The sequence below is a fragment of the Micromonospora sp. WMMA1949 genome (assembly GCF_027460145.1).
Classification (GTDB): Bacteria; Actinomycetota; Actinomycetes; order Mycobacteriales; family Micromonosporaceae; genus Micromonospora.
The window spans coordinates 933590-949867 of record NZ_JAPZBG010000001.1 but is presented as its reverse complement, the minus strand read 5'-3'; the positions used below and the strand labels follow the sequence as shown (position 1 = coordinate 949867).

At 73.8% G+C, this 16278-nt stretch carries 15 protein-coding genes and 5 tRNA genes; 12 read left to right on the top strand and 8 right to left on the bottom strand.

The window, feature by feature from the left end; all coding sequences use genetic code 11:
- The 4 genes from O7607_RS04195 to O7607_RS04180 all read right to left on the bottom strand — a co-directional run bounded on the left by O7607_RS04195 (window position 1) and on the right by O7607_RS04180 (window position 3726).
- Complete coding sequence (locus tag O7607_RS04195; protein ID WP_269701105.1) at window positions 1–822, bottom strand: ABC transporter permease; 822 nt, start codon at window positions 820–822, stop codon at window positions 1–3.
- Complete coding sequence (locus tag O7607_RS04190) at window positions 819–1751, bottom strand: ABC transporter ATP-binding protein (RefSeq protein WP_135239014.1); 933 nt, start codon at window positions 1749–1751, stop codon at window positions 819–821. The genes O7607_RS04195 and O7607_RS04190 overlap by 4 nt, the downstream gene beginning before the upstream one ends.
- A gap of 133 nt (window positions 1752–1884) precedes the next feature.
- Window positions 1885–3048, bottom strand: coding sequence for a cytochrome P450 (locus O7607_RS04185; protein WP_269701104.1), 1164 nt, complete (start codon window positions 3046–3048; stop codon window positions 1885–1887).
- Between the two features lie 9 nt (window positions 3049–3057).
- Complete coding sequence (locus O7607_RS04180; protein ID WP_269701103.1) at window positions 3058–3726, bottom strand: class I SAM-dependent methyltransferase; 669 nt, start codon at window positions 3724–3726, stop codon at window positions 3058–3060.
- Window positions 3727–3916: 190 nt separating this feature from the next.
- Between O7607_RS04180 and O7607_RS04175 the strand changes: the two genes are divergently transcribed.
- Window positions 3917–4753 carry a hypothetical protein gene (locus O7607_RS04175; RefSeq protein WP_269701102.1) on the top strand — a complete coding sequence of 279 codons (837 nt, stop codon included), beginning with the start codon at window positions 3917–3919 and terminating at the stop codon, window positions 4751–4753.
- A 19-nt stretch (window positions 4754–4772) separates the two neighbouring features.
- On the opposite strand, the gene O7607_RS04170 is transcribed toward O7607_RS04175, so the two are convergent.
- Complete coding sequence (locus tag O7607_RS04170) at window positions 4773–5375, bottom strand: TetR/AcrR family transcriptional regulator (protein WP_269701101.1); 603 nt, start codon at window positions 5373–5375, stop codon at window positions 4773–4775.
- A 275-nt stretch (window positions 5376–5650) separates the two neighbouring features.
- Here O7607_RS04170 and O7607_RS04165 point away from each other — a divergent pair.
- The 6 genes from O7607_RS04165 (at window position 5651) to O7607_RS04140 (ending at window position 9211) form a co-directional block, all read left to right on the top strand.
- A tRNA-Gly gene (locus O7607_RS04165) sits at window positions 5651–5723 on the top strand.
- A 34-nt stretch (window positions 5724–5757) separates the two neighbouring features.
- A tRNA-Cys gene (locus O7607_RS04160) sits at window positions 5758–5828 on the top strand.
- Window positions 5829–5840: 12 nt separating this feature from the next.
- Window positions 5841–5915: transfer RNA gene (locus tag O7607_RS04155), tRNA-Val, on the top strand.
- Between the two features lie 112 nt (window positions 5916–6027).
- A complete protein-coding gene (locus O7607_RS04150) occupies window positions 6028–6846 on the top strand; it encodes an isocitrate lyase/PEP mutase family protein (RefSeq protein WP_269701100.1) in 819 nt (272 codons plus the stop codon).
- 101 nt (window positions 6847–6947) lie between these two features.
- Window positions 6948–8372: a response regulator transcription factor gene (locus tag O7607_RS04145; protein ID WP_269701099.1), complete on the top strand. Its 1425-nt coding sequence runs from the start codon at window positions 6948–6950 to the stop codon at window positions 8370–8372.
- Window positions 8373–8467: 95 nt separating this feature from the next.
- Complete coding sequence (locus O7607_RS04140; protein ID WP_269701098.1) at window positions 8468–9211, top strand: hypothetical protein; 744 nt, start codon at window positions 8468–8470, stop codon at window positions 9209–9211.
- A 75-nt stretch (window positions 9212–9286) separates the two neighbouring features.
- Here O7607_RS04140 and O7607_RS04135 read toward each other — a convergent pair whose 3' ends face one another.
- Window positions 9287–9532: a DUF6458 family protein gene (locus O7607_RS04135; protein WP_013284878.1), complete on the bottom strand. Its 246-nt coding sequence runs from the start codon at window positions 9530–9532 to the stop codon at window positions 9287–9289.
- Window positions 9533–9692: 160 nt separating this feature from the next.
- Between O7607_RS04135 and O7607_RS04130 the strand changes: the two genes are divergently transcribed.
- The 3 genes from O7607_RS04130 (at window position 9693) to O7607_RS04120 (ending at window position 11648) form a co-directional block, all read left to right on the top strand.
- A tRNA-Gly gene (locus O7607_RS04130) sits at window positions 9693–9765 on the top strand.
- Between the two features lie 11 nt (window positions 9766–9776).
- Window positions 9777–9848 (top strand) — tRNA-Val (locus tag O7607_RS04125).
- Window positions 9849–10001: 153 nt separating this feature from the next.
- Window positions 10002–11648: a PKD domain-containing protein gene (locus tag O7607_RS04120; protein ID WP_269701097.1), complete on the top strand. Its 1647-nt coding sequence runs from the start codon at window positions 10002–10004 to the stop codon at window positions 11646–11648.
- Window positions 11649–11725: 77 nt separating this feature from the next.
- Here O7607_RS04120 and O7607_RS04115 read toward each other — a convergent pair whose 3' ends face one another.
- Window positions 11726–12301: a hypothetical protein gene (locus O7607_RS04115; RefSeq protein WP_269701096.1), complete on the bottom strand. Its 576-nt coding sequence runs from the start codon at window positions 12299–12301 to the stop codon at window positions 11726–11728.
- 1097 nt (window positions 12302–13398) lie between these two features.
- On the opposite strand from O7607_RS04115, the gene O7607_RS04110 reads away from it, so the two are divergent.
- Window positions 13399–14403, top strand: coding sequence for an NAD-dependent epimerase/dehydratase family protein (locus O7607_RS04110; RefSeq protein WP_269701095.1), 1005 nt, complete (start codon window positions 13399–13401; stop codon window positions 14401–14403).
- A 69-nt stretch (window positions 14404–14472) separates the two neighbouring features.
- Here O7607_RS04110 and O7607_RS04105 read toward each other — a convergent pair whose 3' ends face one another.
- The gene (locus O7607_RS04105; protein ID WP_269701094.1) at window positions 14473–15447 is read right to left on the bottom strand and encodes an Acg family FMN-binding oxidoreductase; all 975 of its coding nucleotides are present in this window, start codon (window positions 15445–15447) and stop codon (window positions 14473–14475) included.
- A 187-nt stretch (window positions 15448–15634) separates the two neighbouring features.
- On the opposite strand from O7607_RS04105, the gene O7607_RS04100 reads away from it, so the two are divergent.
- Window positions 15635–16273 carry a response regulator gene (locus O7607_RS04100; protein WP_013284884.1) on the top strand — a complete coding sequence of 213 codons (639 nt, stop codon included), beginning with the start codon at window positions 15635–15637 and terminating at the stop codon, window positions 16271–16273.
- Window positions 16274–16278: the final 5 nt, after the last annotated feature.

Genomic DNA, 16278 nt, shown 5'->3' with positions numbered 1-16278 from the left:
TCACGCGTCGCGCCGGGCCAGCGCCCACCGGCCCAGCGCCAGCGCGGCGGCGGCCCAGGCGGCGAGCACCAGCAGACCCACGGCCGCCGGGTACGGCGTGGTGTCCCCGGCCAGGAAGTGGTTGCCCGCGACGCCGGGAAACCCGTCGGCGATCCGGGTGAGCACGGTGATGTCCGGCTCCTGCAACGACAGCGGAACGATCATCAGCAACGCGAACAGCACGGTCAGGGCCAGCACCGCGCCGCGCAGCGCCGCCGCCAGGCCGAGCGCCAGCACACCGATCAGCGCCAGGTACGCCGCGGCGGCGACCACGTCGGCCACCGTCCCGCCCAGCGGGGCGCGGCCCCACTCGCCCAGCACCGGCCGGGCCGTCACCGCGCCGACCGTGCCGAGCAGCAGCCCGAGGCCGAACGTCACAGCGCCCACCACCACCGCCTTGGCCGCCAGCACCCGGCCCCGCGACGGGGTGCAGCGCAGCGTGGTGCGGATCGTGCCGGTGGTGAACTCGCTGGTGATCGCGAACAGGCCGAGCGCCAGCACCACGTACTGGGTCAGCTCCAGCGACCCGGCCACGATCTCGCCGACGCTCACCACGCCCGGGTTGTTGGCCGGGTCGTCGTCGGTGTTGGCGTTCTGCGCGTAGATGGCGAGCTGGGCGCTGGTGGCCGTCATGGTCAGCACCGCCGCGAGCAGCGTCCACCAGGTGGAGCGCACCGACCAGAGCTTCGTCCACTCGGCGGCCACCGCCCCGGCGAGCGGATGCCCGGCGGGGGCGGGCCGGGCGGTCCGGCGGGCCGGGTCGAGCGTGGACTCTGCGGTCATCGGGTGCCACCTCCGGTCGGGCCGGCGGCGTACTCCACGCTGTCGGCGGTCAGCTCCAGGAACGCCTCCTCCAGGGAGGGGGCGACGGGGGTCAGCTCGTGCAGCCGTACCCCCATCTCGTGCGCCAGGTCGCCGACCCGGCCGGCGGTGCTGCCGGCGACGGACATCCCGCCCTCGTCGGCGGTGACAGTCGCGCCCTCGGCGGCCAGCCGGTCGCCGAGGGCGGCGAGCGCGGCCGGTTCGGGGCCGCGTACGCGGACCGACGCGGCGGGCCGGGCGGCGATCAGCTCGGCCAGCGGCGCGTCGGCCACCAGCCGGCCGCGCCCCAGCACCACGACCCGGTCGGCGGTCTGCTGCATCTCGCTCATCAGGTGGCTCGAGACGAGGACGGTGCGTCCCTCGTCGGCGAGGCGGCGGGTGAAGCCCCGGATCCACCGCACGCCGTCCGGGTCGAGCCCGTTCACCGGCTCGTCGAGCAGCAGCACCGGCGGGTCGCCGAGCAGCGCGCCGGCGATGCCGAGCCGCTGACCCATGCCCAGCGACAGCGCCCGGCCGGGCTTGCCGGCGGCGCGGGCGTCCAGGCCCACCAGGTCGAGCACCTCGGTCACCCGCCGGGCCGGTACGCCGTTGCTGCGCGCCATCGCCCGCAGGTGCGCCACGCCGGAGCGGGCCGGGTGCACGCCTGTCGCGTCGAGCAGCGCGCCCACCTCGTGCAGCGGGTGCCGCAGCGTGCGGTAGTCCCGGCCGTTCACCAGGGCCTGCCCGGCGGTGGGCCGGTCCAGGCCGAGCACCATCCGCATGGTGGTGGACTTGCCCGCGCCGTTCGGGCCGAGGAACCCGGTGACCTGCCCGGGGCGGATCTCGACGGTCAGGTCGTCGACGGCTGTCACGTCGCCGAACCGTTTCGTCAACGCACGAAGTGTGATCATGCGGCGACGCTATGGGCCGGCGGGGGCGCCCCGCCGCCGTCGAACGGCAGCCACCCACCCTGACTTTCGTAAGGAAGGGCCCCTTCTTAACGCCTCCGGTAGAGGAAGGGCCCCTTGTTAACACCCGCAGGGCTCAGGCGCGACGGACCACGAACGCGTCCGGCATCCGGAAGGTGAGGTTGTCCGGGCACCACGGTGGACGCACCACCGTCACGCCGTCGAGCAGCGTGGTGGCTTCGGCGACCACCACGGCGGCCTCCATCCGGGCCAGCTGCGCGCCGACGCAGCGGTGCGGCCCGGCGCCGAACGCCAGGTGCCGCCGCGAGCCGCGCTGCCCGGGGCGGAACTCGCCCGGCGCGTCCACCACCACCGGGTCACGGCCGGCGCGGCCCAGCCACGCCACCACGCTGGTGCCCGCCGGTACGGCCACCTCGCCGAGCGTGGTGTCGACGCCTGCCACCCGTCGCCAGGTGACGATCGGCGGCTCCAGCCGCAGCCCCTCCTCGACCACGTCGTCCACGTCGACGGTGCCCGCGCGCAGCCCGGCCCGTACCGCCGGTTCGCCGGACAGCCGGTGCAGCAGCAGGGTGAGGAACTGCGAGGTGGTCTCCTGACCGGCGACCAGCAGGAAGAACAGCGCCCCGACCACCACGTCGGGGGAGTGCCCGGCCTCGCGCAGCCGCGCGGCGAGCCCGCTCCCGGTGGCGGCGAACTCGCGCAGCACGGTGTGGAACCGGCCCACCTCGGCGGCCAGCGCGAGCTGCCGGGACTCCTCCAGCGGCGCCCAGAACAGCTCCAGCGCGGCCCGGGCGAAGTCCTTCACCGCGCCGACCGGGGCGTCCGGCAGCTCGACCAGGCGGGCCAGCACCAGCAGCGGCAGGTCGGCGGCGAGGCCCGCGTACAGGTCGACCGGGCGGCCCGCGTCCAGCTCGGCGGCCAGCCCGGCCACCCGCTCCCGGACCAGCCCGGTCAGCCACTGACGCTGGGCGACCACCCGGTGCGGATGCAACGCGTCGGCGACGATGCCCCGGATCTCCGGGTGGCCGGCGCCGCCGTTGTTCGCCAGCGTCGGCGGCAGCCGGAACCGGTGCCCGGCGAGCACCCGCAGCGCGGCCACCGGGATCGGCGTGACCGCGTCGAGGGCGTTGTCCGGCCGGAACGTCACCGGGTCGGTGAGGACCTGGCGTACGAGCGCGTGCCGGGTCACCACCAGGTGCGGCACGCCGACGTGGTCGACGACCGTGGCCGTGTCGGGCCACTGCCCGTCGACGGACTCCCCCCAGCCCCGGAACAGCACGCGGTAACGCTAGCGGCGGGCACCCGGCGGGTTCGGGTCCAGCTCCCACACGGTGGTGTGCTTCACCCGTACGCTCTCCAGCGCCTCGGACACCGGCACCTCGTACGCGGCCAGCTCGTGGAACCGTTCGCGGGGCAGGAACGCCCGGCCCGGGTCGCCCACCAGGACGCGGGCGCCGGCGCGGGCGGCCCGGAGCAGGAAGCGCAGCATCCGGCGGGCCATCGCCTCGCTGTAGAAGACGTCCCCGGCCAGCACCACCTCGGCGTCGCCCGCGTCGGAGTCGAGGATGTCGCCGAGTTCGGCGTCGACGCGTACCCCGTTGGCCTCGGCATTGAGCGCGACGGCCGCGACGGCCCGCTCGTCCACCTCGACCGCCCGGACGGCGGCGGCGCCGGCGCGGGCGGCGGCGACGGCGACCAGGCCGGAGCCGGAGGCCAGGTCGAGCACCCGGCGGCCGGCGACCACCTCGGGGTGATCGGTGACGTAGCGGGCCAGTCCCTGCCCGCCGGCCCAGGCGAACGCCCAGAACGGCGGCGGCTGGGCGCTGCGGAACTCGCCCTCGGTCAGCTCCCACAGGCCGATCGGCTCGTCGGCCTGGTGCAGCAGCACCTCGGGGACGAACGCCACCGGGGCGAGGCGGGCGTGCAGCCGGACGAACGCGGCGGACAGCTCGGACACCGGAGAATTGTGTCCCACCCGGCTTCCTGGCCCGCATCCCGGGCGTGTCGCGGCAGGGTCGTGACCGGTTCACCACGCTCGGTGAAACAGCCCTCGTGTTGTGGCGTTGGATGCGAACACGCCCGTCTACCGGCGTGCCCGGCGCGCTCCTAGCGTTGCCTGTGGACACGACCGAGGGTGAGGAGGCGTGGTGAGCGGGTGGCGGCAGGCGCTGCGGATCGGACTGGTGCTGACCTTCGTGGCCGGGACCGGGTACGGCGGGGCCGTGCCGGCGCGGGCGGCGGCGGCCTTCTCCACCGAGCTGAGCGGTCTGCCGGACGAGTTCACCGCGGGGAATCGGGTGGAGACGTTGTCCGCCGTGGTGTCCCGCTCCGACGGGGGCGGCTGTGTCAAGGTGCGCTGGTCGATGCTGGTGCGGGTGCAGGGCCTGCGGCTGGACCAGCTCAAGGTGGACCGGGTGGAGGACAGCGGCTCGTTCCCGCTGGAGATCCGCACCGAGGGAGACACCGCCCGGCTCACCGACCGGCAGCTCGACCCGGGTGTGCTCTGTCCCGGCCGTACCGTGACGGCCCGCTACCGGGTGGCGTTCGCCGAGGATGTCGGGCGCGGGCGGGTGAGCTTCGCCGCCGAGGCGTACGACCCGCAGTTGCGGCTGCTGGCCCGGCGGACCGCCTCCCGTGAGGTGGTAGGTGAGGAGGCGCGTGAGCCGACGCCCTCGCCGAGCAGCGCGGAGCCCACACCGAGCGACGAGCCGTCTTCCGAGGCGCCCGACGAGGAGCCCACTGACGAACCGACCGACGCCGCGGTGGTGGAACCGCCGGCGCCCGGTGGCGTGGCCGGGCGGCCGGTGGCGGACAGCGGCGGATTCGGCATCGTGCAGGCTGCGTTCCTGCTCGGCGGCCTCCTGCTGTTCCTCGGCGCCGGGCTGCTGCTGCGGATGCGCCGCCTGCTGCGCCCGGCCGCCGCGAACGCCGAATCGGAGCCGCTCCCGCCACCTTTCGAACGCCCCCGTCCTCGCTGGCACTGACGCGCCGCGGGGTGGGTGGTCAGTCGAGCTGGCTGGGCTCCAGGCCCAGTTCGCGCGCGGCCACCAGGCGGATCCACTCGGCGATCTGCCGGCGGGTGATCACCCGCTCGTGCACCGAGAGCTGGACCGCCAGCCCGTCCATCACCGCGCTGATCCGCCAGGCCGCGCCGGCCGGGTCGGGGCAGTCGAAGGTGCCCTCGGCGACCCCGTCGCTGATCACCGCGGCCAGGTCCTGCCGCCAGCGCAGGTCGAGGCGGCGGGAGAGCTTCTCCAACTCCGGGGTACGCAGCGACTCCGCCCAGCCGTCGATCCACATCGACCAGGAGGTGGCCCGGCCGGTCGGCGCGTAGAGGCGCAGCATCCGGCGCAGCTTCGCCAGCGGCGGGGCGGAGGAGCGCAGTACCGCGTCGAGGCGGGCCAGATCCTGCTCGACCGCGTACGCGAAGGCCTGCGCGAGCAGCCGGTCCTTCGTCGCGAAGTGGTAGAAGACGAGCGCCTGGCTGACCCCGGCGGCCTCGGCCACGTCGGCGGTGCGGGTGTTGGCGAGCCCTCTTTCCGCGATCACCTCGCAGGCCGTACGCAGCAGCGCGTCCAGGCGGATCTCGGCGGCTCGTCTCGTCACGGCGTTACGGTAACCCATCCGTATGACCACAGGGAGTTACCGAGGCGGCCGGTCGGCCGCAGCACAGTCGGATGCCGGACACTCGGCTCGCCGAGCGGATTCCGCAGGTCGCGGCCCTGCCCGTCGGCCCTCTGAGGGCAGCCACCCAGGCTCCTAGGATGCCGAGGCCATGAGGCGCCGGCGACATCCGGACGCGCCGGAAGGGGACCCGATTTGGCAACCGTTCCCGGGCTCGGCTAAAGTTCTCATCCGTCACCGGATAACACCGGGGGCGTGCGGACGTAGCGCAGCTGGTAGCGCATCACCTTGCCAAGGTGAGGGTCGCGGGTTCGAATCCCGTCGTCCGCTCGGAGATGCCGCCACGCAGTTCGGGGGCAACCTCGGTGGAGTGGCCGAGAGGCGAGGCAACGGCCTGCAAAGCCGTGTACACGGGTTCAAATCCCGTCTCCACCTCGCAGTAGACGAGGGCGATTGGCGCAGTGGGAGCGCGCTTCCTTGACACGGAAGAGGTCACTGGTTCAAACCCAGTATCGCCCACCAGCGGAAAAGGCCGTGCCGATCATTCGGTACGGCCTTTCTCGTCGTCGTCGATCAGTCCAGTGCCGCCCCGCTGGCCATTGCCGCGGCCCGGCCGCCCACCCAGACTGGCCCGGTGGACGATCAGCAGACCCGAGCACAGCGGTTCCGTGACCTGCACCGACCCGGTGACCCACTGATCCTCGTCAACGCCTGGGACGCGCTGAGCGCCCGGATCGTCGCCGCGGCCGGCGCCCGGGCGGTCGCCACCACCAGCGCCGGGGTCGCGTGGAGCCGCGGCGCCCCGGACGGCGACGTGCTCGCCCGGGACACCGCCGTCGACGTGATCCGCCGGGTCACCGAGGCGGTCCGCGTGCCGGTCACCGCCGACATCGAATCCGGGTACGGCGACAGCCCCGGCGAGGTCGCCGAGACGATCACCGCCGTGCTCGCGGCCGGGGCCGTCGGCGTCAACGTGGAGGACTCCCGGCACGACGGCGGAGGACCGCTGCGCCCTGTCGACGAGCAGGTCGCCCGGCTCGAAGCCGTCCGGGCCGCCGCCGACCACGCCGGCGTCCCGCTGTACGTCAACGCGCGGGTGGACACCTACCTGCGCCGGGCAGGTGGCGTACCCGAGACGGTCGCGCGCGCCGAGGCGTACCTGGCGGCAGGCGCGGACGGGATCTTCGTACCCGGGACCGTGGAACCGGAGACGGTGGCCGCGTTGGCGGCGGCGATCCCGGCGCCGCTGAACGTGCTGGCCGGGCCGGGCGCACCGCCGATCGCCGAACTGGCCGGGCTCGGCGTGGCCCGGGTCAGCATCGGCCCGGCGGTGGCCGAGGCCGCCTACGCGGTGGCCCAGCGGGCGGCGGCCGAGGTGCTCGGCGCCGGGACGTACGGCGCGCTCGCCGGTGGGCTCGACTTCGACGCGCTGAACGAGCTGATGCGCAGCTGAACCGACGGCGCGGCATCGACCGCGGGGCGGGGTACCGGGTTGAATGTGCCGGTGACCGCGCATCCGATCCGCGGAGCCGCCGCCCGGCGGGGGAGCCGCGGATGACCGCCTCCGTCCGCCCGGTGCCCGCGTTGCTGGGCCTACCCGTCGTCGCCGGGATCACCGCGGGCACGTGCGTCATCGCGCTCGCCGCCCTGGGCGCGGCCGGTCACGGCGGCTTCGCGACCGATCCGATCGGTGCTCTCGCCCTGGCCGTCGCCGCCGTGGCCGTATCCGTCGCCGCGCTCCGGCTCGCCCGGTCGGGCCACCGCGCCGCCGGGCGGCTGGCGACCGGGCTCGCCGCGTCGCTGCTGGCGTACCTCGGGCTCGCCGTCCTGGCGGTGGCCACCGTCGCGGCCGGCCACCGATGGGCCGGGCCGGCGGTCGCCGCGTGGAACTCGGCGTGGATCCCGCCGCTCGCCCTTCTGCAACTGACCGCCTCGGCCGCCGTCCGCACCGGCGCGGCCACCCCGAAGGCGCACCGGTACGTGGGCGTCGTCCTGGGGGCGGCCACGCTCGCCAACGCGCTGCTGACGACGGCGAGCGAGCCGTTCGACGGGCTGCCGACCATCGCGGGGGAGTCCTGGCGTACCGCGCTCGCCCCGGTCGGCGCCGCCGTCACAGTGCTGGGCGTGGCGGCGCTGCTCCTGCTGCCGGTGACGCTCTGGCGGGCCGCCCTCGGCTCGCACCACACCGTGCGGGCGCGACTCGGTGTGGCCGCCGCAGCCACCACCGCGGCACCGCTGACTGTCGTCTTCTGCCTGCTCCTCGCGATCGCACGCGCCCCCGGTGACGTCGAGCCGTCGCTGGGTTCGGTCGCCTTCCTGGTGGCCCTGTCCGGCGCCGCCGTGTTCGCCGCCGCCTGCGCGGTCACCGCCGCCCGAGGTGCCACCGAGGCCCGCCGGGTCGGCATCGTGGTGCGCGCGACCGGCCTGGCCGCGGCGGCCCTGCTCGTCGTCGGGGCCGGCACGCTCGTGGCCGCTCCGAGCTCGTCCCTCGGCCCGACCTCGGTCGCTCTGGTCGTGTCGGCGACGACCGTCGTCGTCGGTGGCGGCGCGTGGGCCGGAACCGGCCGGCTGGCGGCGCTGCTGACCGCCGCGCCGGCAGCGCCGGCGACGACGCACGACCGAGCGGAGGGTACGGAGGCGGGCAGCGCGGCGGGTACGGCGGACGTCGCTGAGCCGGCCGGTGTGGCAGTGGAGACCGCGCCGGGCGCCTCTGGTGCGGCGGTGCGCGTCCCGGCGTCGGCCGGGGCGGGCCCGGCATCGGTCGGCGGCCTGACGGCGCGCGAGCGCGAGGTGCTCGCGGCGCTCGCCGAAGGCGCCAGCAACGCGGGGATCGCGGCGCAGCTCGTGGTGTCGGAGCGGACCGTCGACGCCCACCTGCGCGCCATCTTCGTCAAGCTCGACCTCACCCCGGGCGGCGACACGAACCGGCGGGTACGGGCGGCGCGGATCTGGCTGGAGCACGCGCGACAGCCGCGCTGAGCAGTGCTTTCCCGAAGATAGGTGTTGAGGCCGATGCCCGTGCGGCCGGTTCCCGGCACGGTGGGGCGACACCTGAATCGACGGAGGCTCTCACCGTGCCCGTACCGCAGTTGCGCCGCGCCGCGCTCGTCGCCCTCTTCGTCCTGCTCCTCGTCTCCCTGGCCGGGCGGACCCTGTTCATGTTATGGGAGCCGCCGTTCGACGGCGCGATCCACTACGACGACGTCCGCGAGTTGGGGGCCGCGTACTGGCCGATGAACCTCTACCTGGGCGGGCCCGCGTACGCCGTCTCCTGGACCGCCGCGGCGGTGTTCATCGTCGCGCTGGCCCGCGGCCGCGCGGGCGTGCTGAACCTGGTGGGCGCCTTCCTGGCCGGCCTCGGTGCGGTGGTGTTCGCGCTGGCGATCACCGCGGAGGTGCTGCCGTTCGCCTACGCCGCCGACCCGTCCGTCCTGCCCGAGCCGGAGGGACGCGCGTTGTTCGACACGTTCAACGACCAGTTGGACGGGCTGCTCCCGGCCATCCTCGGCAGCCAGCTGGCGATCGTCCTCGGCATGGTCCTGGCGCTCGTCGGGATCCTGATCGGGCGCACCATGCCCCGCCCGCTGGTGATCGCCGCCCTCGTCTACGTGGTGGCGTTCGTGCTGGTGCCGCAGGACGCCGGTCGTGCGGTGGTCGTCGTGAGCTACCTGGTGCAGGTGGCGCTGGTGGCCGCGATCGGCTGGTACGGGCTGCGCGCCGCCACCGACCGCGCCGCCATCGACCGCGCCGCCATCGACGGCGCCGCCACCGGCCCCGCGGCCACCGATGGCGCCGTGACCGCCGGCGAGCGGCCGTAGCAGAGCGGGCCGGTCGGATCGGGTGATCCGGCCGGCCCGATTCGGGACCGATCAGCTCCGTCGGCCCCGGTGCTGTCACATCGGCGGGGCGACGTCCCGGCGCTCCTCGACCCGGCGGTACTCCACCGGCTGCTCGGCGGTGGTGGTGACCACCTGGCGACGGCGGCCCCAGACCAGCGTGGTCATGATGAGGCCGAGGACGCCGGCCGCCATCAGGATCCAGCCGACGACGTCGAGGTCGACCCCGCCGACGCTGGCGTTGAGCGCGAACGTGAGGATCGCGCCGACCGCGATCAGAAAAATGCTCGTACCGATACCCACGACAGCCTCCTTCGGGGGGATGGTTGTGCTGTCACCGGCCTCAGTACCCCGGCGGCGAGCAGCGCAACCACACGGCCATCCGGCGCGGCGGGGGTCTGCCGCACGGCGATCTTGGGATCGGGTAGAGTTCACCCCGTCGCCGGCGCGAATCCGGCGGCACGCGGACGTAGCGCAGCTGGTAGCGCATCACCTTGCCAAGGTGAGGGTCGCGGGTTCGAATCCCGTCGTCCGCTCGCGATTGCCCGGGCGATTGGCGCAGTGGGAGCGCGCTTCCTTGACACGGAAGAGGTCACTGGTTCAAACCCAGTATCGCCCACCGAGAGTCACCACGCCGCCGGTCGACAGGCGGTCGTCTCCCACCGGACAGCCCGCACCGGCTACATCGGTCTCCCAGGTCCACCGTGCGGATTATTCTGCCGCTGCCACCAGGCGTGTCACTGTGATGCCCGATGCGCAGGGAGGCGGTCACATGACAACGATCGAGCGGGGACGGTGGCGGCGGACGGCCGCCCGATTAGGGGTGGCGACTGTCGTCGCGGCGGCCGGGGTGACGGTCTCGGCCGCGCCCGCGCAGGCCACCGCGACCAGGACGGTGGCGTTCTTCAGCATGGACGAGCCGGCGTCGTCGACCGTCCTGACCGACTACAGCGGCAACGGCCGCCACGGCGCGATCGGCGACGAGGTGGTCACCGGCGCGCTCTACGCCGGGGCGACCGGCCACCGCTTCGCCACGCACCTGCCCACCGACCAGGAGTACGTCCCGGGCCACGTCGACCTGGTGCCGCACAGCACCGACTTCAACCCGGACGCCGGGGACTTCTCGGTGACCATCCGCTACCGGACCACGTACTCCTTCGGGAACATCCTCCAGAAGGGACAGGGCAACACCGCCGGCGGCTACTGGAAGTTCGAGGCGCCGAACGGCAAGCCGAAGTGCCTGTTCCGGGGCGCGGACGGCGCCTCCCGTACCGGCTACACGGACGTGCCGATCTCCGACGGCCAGTGGCACACGATCACCTGCAACCGCACCTCCGCGTACGTGGAGATGTACGTCGACGGCGTGCGGACCAGCCGCCTCAACGGGCCGACCGGCACCATCGCCAACACGTGGCCGCTGTCCGTCGGCGGCAAGAGCCAGTGCGACGGTACGAAGGTCACCTGCGACTACTTCGCCGGCGACATCGACTACGTGAAGATCCTGAAGGGATCGGGCGGCCCGGCCAACCAGGCGCCGGTGGCCGCGCTGACGCCGACCTGCTCCGGGCTGGTGTGCACGTTCTCCGGCGCCGGATCCACCGACGCCGACGGCGCGATCCAGAACCACAGCTGGACCTTCGGCGATGGGGACACCACAGGCACGGCCTCCGTGCCGACCACGTCCCACACGTACGCGGCCGCCGGCACCTACCCCGTCACGCTCACCGTCACCGACGACCGGGGCGCCACCGGCACCGCGACCGTCGACGTGACTGTCGCGCCCGTACCGGAGCGGATCTCGTTCGTCGGCCAGGCAACCGCGAACGCCAACTGGACCAGCCACACCGTCACCGTCCCGTCGGGCGTGCAGGCGGGTGACACGCTGCTGCTCGTGCTCAGCCAGAACACGCACACCGGCACCAGTGAGCCGACCGGGGTGACCGGCTGGACCCGGCTCGACCGGCTCGACGGTGGCTTCGCCACCACCACGGCCTGGTGGAAGACCGCGAGCGCCGGTGACGCCGGCACGGCGGTCCGGGTGACACTGGACAGCCAGGCGAAGGGCAACCTGGTGCTGGCCGCGTACCGGGGAGTGGCGCCGGTCGCGCCCGTGTTCGCCAGGGCCACCGATCCGGCGAGTACCGCCGCACGGATTACCCCGTACGCGCCGGTGACCGCCGCGCAGAGCTGGGCCGTGTCGTACTGGCTGCACGGCGACAGCACCTCCACCGCCCTCACCCCACCGGCGGGCGTGGCGGTGCGCAGCAACACCTCGCAGACCGGCGGCGGCCGGGTGACCGGCCTGCTCGCCGACTCGGCGAGCAGCGTGCCGACCGGCAGTTACGGCGGACTCACCGCCACCGGCGCCGCGGCCAGCACGACCACCACCACGTGGACGTTCGTCCTGCCCCCGGCCTGACCCATCGGGTACGCGAAAAGGCCGGCACCCCGTTGGTTCGGGGTGCCGGCCTTTCGCTGCGTTCTTAGTTGTTCGTCTTACTTGTTCCAGTGCTCGGCGACCAGGTCGGCGGCCTGCTGCTCCCACTGGGCGTAGTGGTCCGGGTAGGCCGACACCTGCACCGTCTGGGCGGCCTTGGTCAGCGGCATGTCCTTCCAGCCGTCGACCTGCTTCAGACCCTTCAGGAACGCGGTGGTGGAGTACTCGGGGTCGGTGATCTGCTCCACCGTGCCCCACCCGCTGGACGGACGCTGCTGGAACAGGCCCTGCGAGTCGTGGTCGTTACGGTCACCCAGGTGGCCGAGGTTCTCCAGCTTCGACTCCTGCAACGCGGTGGCGATGGACACGACCGCGGCACGCTCGTCCATGCCGGCCTTCTTCGTCGCCGCGATGATCGCCTTCACGTTGGCGGTCTGCTCGTCGTTCAGGTCGATGCGCGACTGGGCGCCCTGCACACCGTGCGGGATCAGCTTGTCACCCTGCACCGTCGCCGTGACCGGCTTCGCGTGCGCGGTGGTGTCGGCCGCGTGGGCGGCGACCGGACCGGCGAACACGCCACCGGTGAAAGCCAGACCAGCAATACCCAGAACGCTCTTACGCAGAATCGTGTTCATCACGTGTGCTCCATTCGGGGGTCGACGCACCCGGGGGGATGCGTGGGCACCGTCAGGCGCTCAAAAGTCTTGGGGATTCTCTCGGCTGCTCGCGGGGCGGGGGCCTCTACGCGGCGCCGGAAGCATGTCCAACGACCGGCCACCCGGCATCATTCCCGGGGCCTTCACGCCACCAACGGGGGGTGCGGCGCGGAGGGTTCACGTCGTCGGAACCATGTTCAACGACCCGTCGGCCAGGATGATTCCCGGGGCCCTGACGCGTCGTCGCAACCATCGTCAACGACCAGCCGGGCGGGATCACGCCGTCGGAGACGTACTCAACGACCGCGGCCCTGGGCCTGTGCCCACAGCCGGCACCGCCTCGCTCGGCGGCAGCCGGTGCTCGGTCGTTCACCCGGTTACAACGCCCGGCACCCGCCCACGATTCCGCCACCACAGTGCCGCCCACCACCCCCGAACCGGACACCCACCCCACACCCGCCCAACCCTCACCGAGCCCAGCCGAGCACCTCACCCTGCACCCCGTGATCAAGGAGTTTGTGGCACCTCCCGGCCCCCTTGAGCCCACAAACTCCTTGATCACCCGGAGAAGCCCTCCCCAGACACCCCTCCACAGGGTTGATCATGAGGTTGGCGGCGACAAAACGGACACCAAGCACCGCCAAGTTCATGATCGACGCGACCGGGCAGGGCGTGCGCCGAACGGGAGCGCAGCGGCCGCCGACGGGCCACGCGATCTTGCAGTTTGCGCCCTCCGGACGTCCCATTCGCGCGGTTTGCGGGGCACCAAAGTGCAAGATCGCGCGCGCTTTAAAGGACTCGGCGGGTCGGGGGCCCGAGAACTCCCCGTGAAGGCCCGAGGGTCGGCGATCTTGGAGTTGTGGCACCTCGCGAAGAGGGCTGAACGGGGCAATTCGTGGCACCACAACTCCAAGATCGGCGGGGCAGGGGGGCGGACGGCGCGGCAGATCCCGCTCGCCGCGCGCAGCGCGGCGCGCGCCCGTCTGTGCCGGGCTGACCCGTGGTTCTGCCGTTGGCAGATCTGCTTACCGTGAACGGGGGCCTGCCGGGCGGCGCGGGGCGGCACGCTGGGACGCATGCGACTCCTGATGCTTGGCGGTACGGGCTTTGTCGGCGGTGCCGTGGTGACCGAGGCGGTACGCCGCGACTGGCAGGTGACAGTGTTCAACCGGGGCGTACACGGGCGGGTGCCGGACGGCGTACACCGGTTGCGGGGTGACCGGACCGCGCCGGACGGGCTGGCCGCGCTCACCGGCGGCGAGTGGGACCTGGTGGTGGACACGTGGGACGGCGCGCCCCGGGCGGTACGGGACGCGGCGTCGGCGCTCGTCGACGCCGTGCCGCACTACGTGTACGTGTCCAGCGGCTCGGTGTACGCGCCACCCGTCGAGCTCGGCACCGGCGAGGAGGCGCCGACGGTGGCGGCGGACGCGGACGCCGACGACGACGGTGACTATCCGGCGAACAAGGCCGGCGGGGAACTCGCCGCGACGCGGGTGTTCGGTGACCGGGCGCTGCTGGCGCGCGCCGGGCTGATCCTCGGGCCGGGGGAGGACATCGGGCGGTTGCCGTGGTGGCTGAACCGGATCGCCCGGGGCGGCGAGGTGCTGGCACCGGGGCCGCGTGACCTGCCGATCCAGTACGTGGACGTTCGCGACCTGGCGACCTGGCTGCTGGACCGGGGTGCCGAGGGCGTCGGCGGGGCGTACAACGTGGTGGGTCGCACCGGGCACGCGACGATGGGTGACCTGCTCGACGCGGCGGTGGCGGCGACCGGGTCGGCCGCGACGCTGCGGTGGACGGCGCCGGAGCCGATTCTGGCGGCCGGGGTGGAGCCGTGGAACGACCTGCCGGTGTGGATTCCGCAGGGGCACGAGTACCGCTGGTTGCAGGAGCGCAACGTCGAGCGGGCGTACGCGGCGGGGCTGGTCTGCCGGCCGGTGACCGAGACGGTCGCCGACACCTGGCGGTGGCTGCGCGAGGTGGGGCGCGTGCCGGACCGCGCGGGGCGCCCGGCGCGCGCCCCGGTCGGCCTGGCGCCGGAGCGGGAAGCCGCCCTGCTGGCCACGCTCCCGGCCTGAGTCGGCGCCGGAGCGCGCAGCCGGCACAAGGGGCCGGGACGCCCGGCCTGACCCGCGGAGGGGTACGGGTCAGGCCGACGCGACCGGGAGGTCCAGCACCTCCTCGACCGGGCGACGCGGGGTGGCGCGGCCCGGCTGGCCGTACCCGATCCGCATCACCATCTGCGGGGTGCCGAACCGGCCCAGCGACATCCGCAGCGCCTCGCGCGCGGCGGGCACCTCGATCGGCTGGGACAGCATCGACACGCTCAGCCCGGCGTCGGTGGCGGTGAGCAGCACCCGCTGCAGCGCCTGCCCGGCCAGGATCTGGTCGGCGGACGTGTTGCCGGCCGAGCCGAGCACCGCGACCAGCGGCTCCGGTTCGAAGTCGCGACCGGGGGCGCGGTTGCGGCCGCCGAAGCCGCGCTGGGGCAGCAGGTCCTGCGGTTCGCTCTGCGGTCCGCCGGCGCCGGTGGGCACCCCGTCCGGGGCCGGCTCGGAGCGGATCCACTCGGCTCGTTCGGCCACGTACGCGGGGTCGCGTTCCAGCACCCGGTGGGCGCTGCGGGCGACCTCGGCGACCGCGTTGACGGCGCTGGTGCCGATCACCAGCTCCAGCCAGCACTGCTCGGCGCGGGCCGCCTCGCCGAGCCGCCAGCGGGCCTCGGCCGGCACCGGGTCGGGCCAGAACGGCGCGCGGTTGCTGAACCGGTGGCTGATCGCCCCGTACAGGCTCTGCTCGACCGGGGTGGGGCGGCGCGGCACGTCCGGCACCAGCCGGGCCACGACGTCCGGGTCGGCGGGGTACGGGCGCAGCCGCACGGTGGCCGGGGTGCCCGCGACGGCGAGCGCCAGCCGCAGGTTGAACAGGGCCGCCCCGGCGGCGATCCGTGCGCCCCAGCCGGTCGGGTCGGTGGCGGGCAGGCCGCGCAGCGGGTCGACGGACACCTCGATGCCGCCGTCGACGAGCCGGAACCGCCACGGCTGGGTGTTGTGCAGCGACGGCGCCCGGACCGCGTCGGCGACCGCGGCCCGCAGCTGCTCGCCGGTGTATTCGGTCGTCATGGTGGTGCTCCCTCTCGTGCGGCGCCGGCTTCCCCGGCCGGGTACACCACTACGGTGCGTCAGCGGGCGGCGCGGTGAGCAGGGCCGGAGGTCCCCACCTGGGCCCGGCCGTCGGTCCCGGCCGACGCGGGCAGGACGGGACTTTCGACCCGTGCTACGGGGGCGGGAAAGCGGGTAGAAAGGACGGATGATCCGGGTGTTCCTGCTCGACGACCACGAGGTCGTCCGTCGTGGCCTTGCCGACCTGCTCCAGAGCAGCGGCGACATCGAGGTGGTCGGCGAGTCCGGCCTGGCCCAGGAGGCGGCGCGCCGCATCCCGGCGTTGCGCCCCGACGTGGCGATCCTCGACGCCCGGCTGCCCGACGGCAACGGCATCGACGTCTGCCGGGACGTCCGCGCCGTGGACTCCTCGATCAAGGGTCTGATCCTCACCTCGTACGAGGACGACGAGGCGCTGTTCGCGGCGATCATGGCGGGCGCCGCCGGGTACGTGCTCAAGCAGATCCGCGGCACCGATCTGGTGGACGCGGTCCGCCGGGTGGCGGCGGGGCAGTCCCTGCTCGACCCGGCGATCACCACCCGCGTGCTGGAGCGCATTCGCAGCGGCGTGGAGCAGCCCCGGGAGCTGAAGTCGCTCACCGAGCAGGAGCGGCGGATCCTGGAGTACGTGGCGGAGGGGCTCACCAACCGGGAGATCGCCGGGAAGATGTTCCTGGCCGAGAAGACGGTGAAGAACTACGTCTCCAGCGTGCTCGCGAAGCTCGGCCTGGAGCGGCGTACGCAGGCGGCGGTGCTGGCCACCCGCCTGCTCGGCAAGAACACCTGACGCCG

Coding starts and splice junctions, on each gene's coding strand:
- O7607_RS04195 (WP_269701105.1), bottom strand. CDS start 822: ATGACCGCAGAGTCCACGCTCGACCCGGCCCGCCGGACCGCCCGGCCC.
- O7607_RS04190 (WP_135239014.1), bottom strand. CDS start 1,751: ATGATCACACTTCGTGCGTTGACGAAACGGTTCGGCGACGTGACAGCC.
- O7607_RS04145 (WP_269701099.1), top strand. CDS start 6,948: ATGACCGCCTCCGTCCGCCCGGTGCCCGCGTTGCTGGGCCTACCCGTC.
- O7607_RS04120 (WP_269701097.1), top strand. CDS start 10,002: ATGACAACGATCGAGCGGGGACGGTGGCGGCGGACGGCCGCCCGATTA.
- O7607_RS04115 (WP_269701096.1), bottom strand. CDS start 12,301: ATGAACACGATTCTGCGTAAGAGCGTTCTGGGTATTGCTGGTCTGGCT.
- O7607_RS04110 (WP_269701095.1), top strand. CDS start 13,399: ATGCGACTCCTGATGCTTGGCGGTACGGGCTTTGTCGGCGGTGCCGTG.
- O7607_RS04105 (WP_269701094.1), bottom strand. CDS start 15,447: ATGACGACCGAATACACCGGCGAGCAGCTGCGGGCCGCGGTCGCCGAC.
- O7607_RS04100 (WP_013284884.1), top strand. CDS start 15,635: ATGATCCGGGTGTTCCTGCTCGACGACCACGAGGTCGTCCGTCGTGGC.